The following is a 5415-nucleotide window of genomic DNA, read 5'->3' as shown; positions in this document are numbered from 1 at the left end:
ACTGTCCATTGTGGCCCTTCTGCCTCTAAATGATGTACAATTAACATGGCTGGATGATTATTCATATTCATTGGTCCAAAGCTTAAACCTTTATCTATAATATTCATAAAATCCTTCCTTTCAAATAAAAAAATAAGAGCAACCCTAAAGGCTGCTCAATAACTACTCTTCCTTACTATTTTGCTTTATTAATTGATTTGTATATACAGTTGCGCCTGTAACAAGAATCCCCTGTATTGCTGCATTAGCATTTAGTCCCATTAGAGCTAAAGCTCCAGCTACACCTAAAATTAATAAAACTCCTGGTATATATTTATCCGGTATTTTCTCAGTATTTTTTATTATCATACCCACCACATATAATGTAGGCACTAAGATTAAAGCATTTTCAGTTATATATTTTACTAAGTCCATTGTTCCCTCCACCTTTTCTATTTATTAATTTTTATTAAGGAAACTAGAATAGCTATAGCTCCTGTTAGAAAACTTCCTAGAACAGTGCGCCATAACCATTTATTTGCATCCTCTAAATCTGTTATTCTATTGTTTGCTACTTTTATTTTTTCTTCAATAACTTTTCTCTCTAGCTCATCTGTCTTACTCATATTTTCTAACAGTGTCTCTATTTTTACTAATCTTTCTTTGATTTCTTGTATTGAATCGCTCTCATTCATGTTTCACCATCCTTATTTCAAATTTTTTAACAAAGAGTTCTTCTTGGTAAAACTACTATTACTTTTTCATATTCTAATCCAAGATTTTGTTATGTTAATTATTCCTTGTCTCACTTATTATTTTAATAGCTATTGATGCCTATTTCTTCTACATATCCTTTAGTTTATCTATAATTTTTCTCTACAAAATTAATTTGCTAATAGAAGAGATTTTAAAAATGATCACGCAAAAAAAGACTTCTAAAAAAGTCCCTAAATATGCTTACATTTTTTATTTAATTGCTGCTCCCTTTTTTCCACTTACGTAATAATATAAAAGACACCTACATTTCTGCAAGTGTCATTCATGAGTATTCAACTTATCTTACCCAAACCAATCTATTTATTCTATAACAGTTGCAGGTATTTTAATTGTAACTGTTCCTGCTGGCGGAATATCACCAACATTAACTATAATATTTTTTGAAGTTGAACTTGGATCAACACTACCTTGAGTAGTCGTTACACCATCAACTGTAAAATCTATGTGATTTGGAACACTATCATTAATCACTACTGCTTTAGCAGTCTTTGTACCAGTGTTAGTAACTACCACAGTATACGTAAAAGCATCACCTACGTATACAGACTTTACATCGGCTGTTTTTACAACACTTAATGTAGTATCAGGCAACCCATTAAATATAATCGAAACTTCACCACCAGCATTATTAGTATTATCACCTTTTGCATGAGCGATATTAACTATAGTATTTGATCCATCACTAGGTATTCCACCAGTATTGCCACCGTTGCCTGCTGTTACATTTACAGTACATGATGCACTTAAGTTACTTCCATCCGTTGTAGTTGCTGTTATTATTGCTGTACCTGCACCTATAGCAGTTACTTTTCCTGTTGAATCTACAGTTGCTACAGACGTATTTGAAGAATTCCACGAAACATTTACCGCAGATGGTGTTGTAGTTGCTATTAAATTATCTGTTTGTCCTGTAGTTAACGAATCAGATGTCTTATTTAATATTATACTTGGTGTTACTGGACTTGTTACATTAACAACACATGATGCACTTAGATTACTTCCATCTGTTGTAGTAGCTGTTATTGTTGCTTGTCCTTCTTTTACTGCGGTGACTTTACCAGTTGAATCAACTGTTGCGATTGAAGAATCACTTGATGTCCAAGTTACTTGTGCTCCGGCTGGAGTTGTTGTTGCAGTTAGTTGTTGTGAATCTCCTACGTTTAAATCTATTGATGATTTATCTAGTGTTATTGATTCAGCATATTCACCAAGATATCCATCTACATCTATAGCATCTAACAAGAAATAGTTTCCAGACGAATCTTTATTTACTATCTTTACAGAATGGTTTGATAAATTTAACCCAGTAATTTCACAAGTCAAAATTTGTTCAGTTGCACCACTAGCACTAGCAGAATATTCACTAAAACTTTTAACTAATATATTGTCAATATATATGTTTATAGAGTTTGCATTTGAATAACAAGTTGGCGAAATAATTCTCAATTTAGTGCCATAAAAATTGAATGAAATATATTCATTTTCAGTATTTATTTTATAAGCAGAACTCATTATTGTTCCGTTATAGAAATAGCTCTTATTATTAACATACCATGAATTATTACTATTTGATATATTAGAACTACTATATGAAATATTGGAATTTGTATCATCATATCTTTTCCATCCAATTTCAGGTAATCTTAATACATCTCCAACCTTAGCACTATTTTGAGCTGTTCCATTTAAATTACTAGCTCCTACTACCCCACTATCGTCTGCAAAAGCACTAATACAAAATCCTAAGGATAATATTAGAGTCATTACAAACATTACACTAAACTTTTTAAAGTATTTATTCATTTATCATTTCTCCCTTATATATAAATTTATTACACGTCCACTTATTATTTTAATTTTACATCTGGTAAAATACGGTAAAATCCAACAAAAACCATAATACAAATTCTTTTAAATATAAGAAATTAAGTAAATTTTTACAATATGATATATATTTGATTATTATATTTAAGTTAAAACAGACAACAAGAAAAGGCTTATAAAAATACTTAATCGTGATTACATTTTTTGATATTATATTATTTTTTTAGTTCTGTTTTTAAAGCTAGTATTCTCTTGTATAGTTTTATCTAATAGTTATACATTTTTTTATTTCTCATCATATATCTCTGATTTCTCATCTATATTCTTATGTTTTTCTGTACAAGATCCTCTAACAACAACGCTAAAATCCAAAACTATTTCATTCTGCCGTAAATAACCTCTACATTTGACCCCAAGAATTTGGTAATAGGTAATAAAGTATCACTGCCTTTTGTCATAGAGACAGTTAAATCTGTTATATTCTTAAACCCAAAATTCTGAAAATCAGAATCATTTGGATAGTCTCCCCCACTTAAAGTTAATGGCACAAAATCATGTATACTCGTATCATAATATGTTGGGTTAATGCTATAATAATTACCTTCCCTTCTTAGCAAGTATTTATCATCGGATATTAGGGTAATTATTACTTTACCTGCAGCAGCATTAGTCCCATTGGTGGTAGTGCCATTATTAAGTAGAGCTATATATCCTGAGCCACCCCCAGCTGGATAAGGATATGATACACTAGCACCCCCACCATACCATCCGCCCCCTCCTCCGCATCCATTACTGCCATAACTTCCACCTAGGCCGAATGACCCATTCTCATCAGAGGTATAAATGTTGCTACTATGATTCCCAGTACCTCCTGCTGTCTGAGTTCCTCCATAACTTCCTCCATACGCTGTGGATCCAGTTCCCCCGGTTAGCCCCCCTCCAGTGCCTCCAGCACCATAGGAAGTACCTGCAACCCCTCCACCTCCACCAGCGACTATAATTCTAGAAAGTAAACTAGCATCGGTTGCCCAGCTAGAGTGAGAAGTATCATACCATGAACCAGATGATGCAGGTATAAGTCTTACATCTGATGCACCTCCGCCAGCTGCATTTCCATAGATACCATTGTACCCAATACCTCCCCCATTCCATCCTGTAGTACCTCCACAATAAATATATAGAGTCCTACTTTTAGCAGGGTCTAATACATATTCCCCAGTAGACTTACCACCAGCTCCACTATTAGGGTGTGCCCCCTTAGATCCATAAGCTTCAATATATACTCTTTTTATATTAGTGGGTATAGTTATAGTTTGTACGGCACCCGTATAATTAAAGGTATAAGTTTTATCTGCTGCCATTATTAATCATCCTTTCTAGTAATTTATTTTCACATCTCCACTAAAGTATAATTTAACTTGTAACAAGCTATTTGAAGCATATATAGTATCATATTCAGTATCTTTTGCTGCAATCCAGTAACCAATACCATCATATTGTATTGACAATTGATCTAAAGTATTAGTATCTCTTATTAAGTAAGCAAACCTGACTTTACTATTTTTTATCAATATATTCCAGTAAGTACTTGATATAGCATTAAATACATCGACAGTCATTCCACTATTTATTAAATTATCCTTACTTAGACTAATTACTACCCAAGAATTAGAAGAGGTATTAAATGTATACCAAGTATTACCACTATCAGGACTACATACAATTTTTACTCCCGTTGTACTACTGCTAGCTACTACTGCAAAATTATCTATATTGTTTACGTTAGATAAGTTTATATCTCCTTTTGGTATTAATAATCTATCAGTAGCTATCCCAGTAACAGTTAGAACATTATCCACACCAGAAGTTATATTGTCCACACTAGATATAGACTTAAATTCATTCTCTATAGTAGCCTTGTAGGTATCAAAAGAGCTCAAAGATCTTTCATAGACAAAGGTGTCTTGTATATTAGTTTTAAGGTGAGCCGTACCATCAAAGACAATCATCGAATCAGATTCAAAATCATTATTTTCACTATTTGAGAATGAGCTCTTAACACTAACTACATTAGAATCACCGGTATGAAATTTAAGTACATTGACCCTAGGGACTTTAAAATCTACGGTTGATATGGGTATATCTATTACCGTGGGTGCTGATGTCGTACCTGTCACTCCTAATTTACTTATTTGATTCAAGCCTATGCCCGCCATGTCCCCTACGCTTTTAAAATCTATAGTAGTAAACTTTCCGGTATCACCGGAGAACATTACAACTTGTTTATCTTTTTTATTTATTACGTCCACATCTTCCATCTGTTCAAATTTGGTTATCCTGTGATTTAATATCTCTTGAAGTATTTTTACACCAGACCAACCAGAAGATTCATTTGTTACACTATCATCTATAGCTATATCTTTGTTTAAGGTTACATTAAAAAATTTACTCATAATTCACCTCCTTGTATCATCTAGTTGTAACATTAATAACTCTAAAAAGGGCATTGTCTGATCAGAAAATATATTTTCAAAACTAATTAATGCTGTTAATGAATCAGGTAATTTTAAAGGCGATGATAACAAAATTTCAAAGAGAGGAACTCAAATCGGTCGAAGAGCATTATATTCTGTTGCACTAGCTTCAATTCGTAAGAATCGTAATGGAGTTCCTATAAACAAGGTATTATTAGCTGGTCTAAATAAAAAAAAAGACATCTATATTTCTATAAATGCCTTTTTTATTAAATAATATTGAGAATTTAAGTATATATAAGAAATATCTTTTGTTCCCACTTACTATTATAAGGGTTATTATTATCAATTTCTTATACAC

The 5415-nt window shown here is 32.3% G+C and carries 5 protein-coding genes and 1 pseudogene; 1 reads left to right on the top strand and 5 read right to left on the bottom strand.

The annotated features are described in order from the left end of the window. Positions 1-162: 162 nt before the first annotated feature. The 5 genes from COL3_RS25280 to COL3_RS25260 form a co-directional block, all read right to left on the bottom strand. Positions 163-414, bottom strand: coding sequence for a phage holin family protein (locus COL3_RS25280; protein ID WP_008420210.1), 252 nt, complete (start codon positions 412-414; stop codon positions 163-165). A 17-nt stretch (positions 415-431) separates the two neighbouring features. Then, a complete protein-coding gene (locus tag COL3_RS25275; RefSeq protein ID WP_008420211.1) occupies positions 432-674 on the bottom strand; it encodes a hemolysin XhlA family protein in 243 nt (80 codons plus the stop codon). 382 nt (positions 675-1056) lie between these two features. Further along, positions 1057-2559 (bottom strand): Ig-like domain-containing protein, encoded by a 1503-nt coding sequence (locus tag COL3_RS25270; RefSeq protein ID WP_008420212.1) that lies wholly within the window; start codon positions 2557-2559, stop codon positions 1057-1059. A 395-nt stretch (positions 2560-2954) separates the two neighbouring features. Next, positions 2955-3941, bottom strand: coding sequence for a glycine-rich protein (locus COL3_RS25265; RefSeq protein ID WP_099716756.1), 987 nt, complete (start codon positions 3939-3941; stop codon positions 2955-2957). A 15-nt stretch (positions 3942-3956) separates the two neighbouring features. Beyond that, a complete protein-coding gene (locus COL3_RS25260) occupies positions 3957-5033 on the bottom strand; it encodes a hypothetical protein (protein ID WP_008426069.1) in 1077 nt (358 codons plus the stop codon). Positions 5034-5124: 91 nt separating this feature from the next. On the opposite strand from COL3_RS25260, the pseudogene COL3_RS25255 reads away from it, so the two are divergent. After that, positions 5125-5268, top strand: a pseudogene (locus COL3_RS25255) (transposase); the annotation flags it as partial. Positions 5269-5415: the final 147 nt, after the last annotated feature.

This window comes from Clostridium sp. LS, from assembly GCF_002760435.1.
GTDB lineage: Bacteria > Bacillota > Clostridia > Clostridiales > Clostridiaceae > Clostridium.
Note: the sequence above shows the minus strand (reverse complement) of the source record. Positions and strands in the feature narration are given on the sequence as shown.

Excerpts from the sequence above, each read along its gene's own strand:
- COL3_RS25270 (WP_008420212.1), bottom strand. The coding sequence starts at position 2,559 with ATGAATAAATACTTTAAAAAGTTTAGTGTAATGTTTGTAATGACTCTA.
- COL3_RS25260 (WP_008426069.1), bottom strand. The coding sequence starts at position 5,033 with ATGAGTAAATTTTTTAATGTAACCTTAAACAAAGATATAGCTATAGAT.
- COL3_RS25265 (WP_099716756.1), bottom strand. The coding sequence starts at position 3,941 with ATGGCAGCAGATAAAACTTATACCTTTAATTATACGGGTGCCGTACAA.
- COL3_RS25280 (WP_008420210.1), bottom strand. The coding sequence starts at position 414 with ATGGACTTAGTAAAATATATAACTGAAAATGCTTTAATCTTAGTGCCT.
- COL3_RS25275 (WP_008420211.1), bottom strand. The coding sequence starts at position 674 with ATGAATGAGAGCGATTCAATACAAGAAATCAAAGAAAGATTAGTAAAA.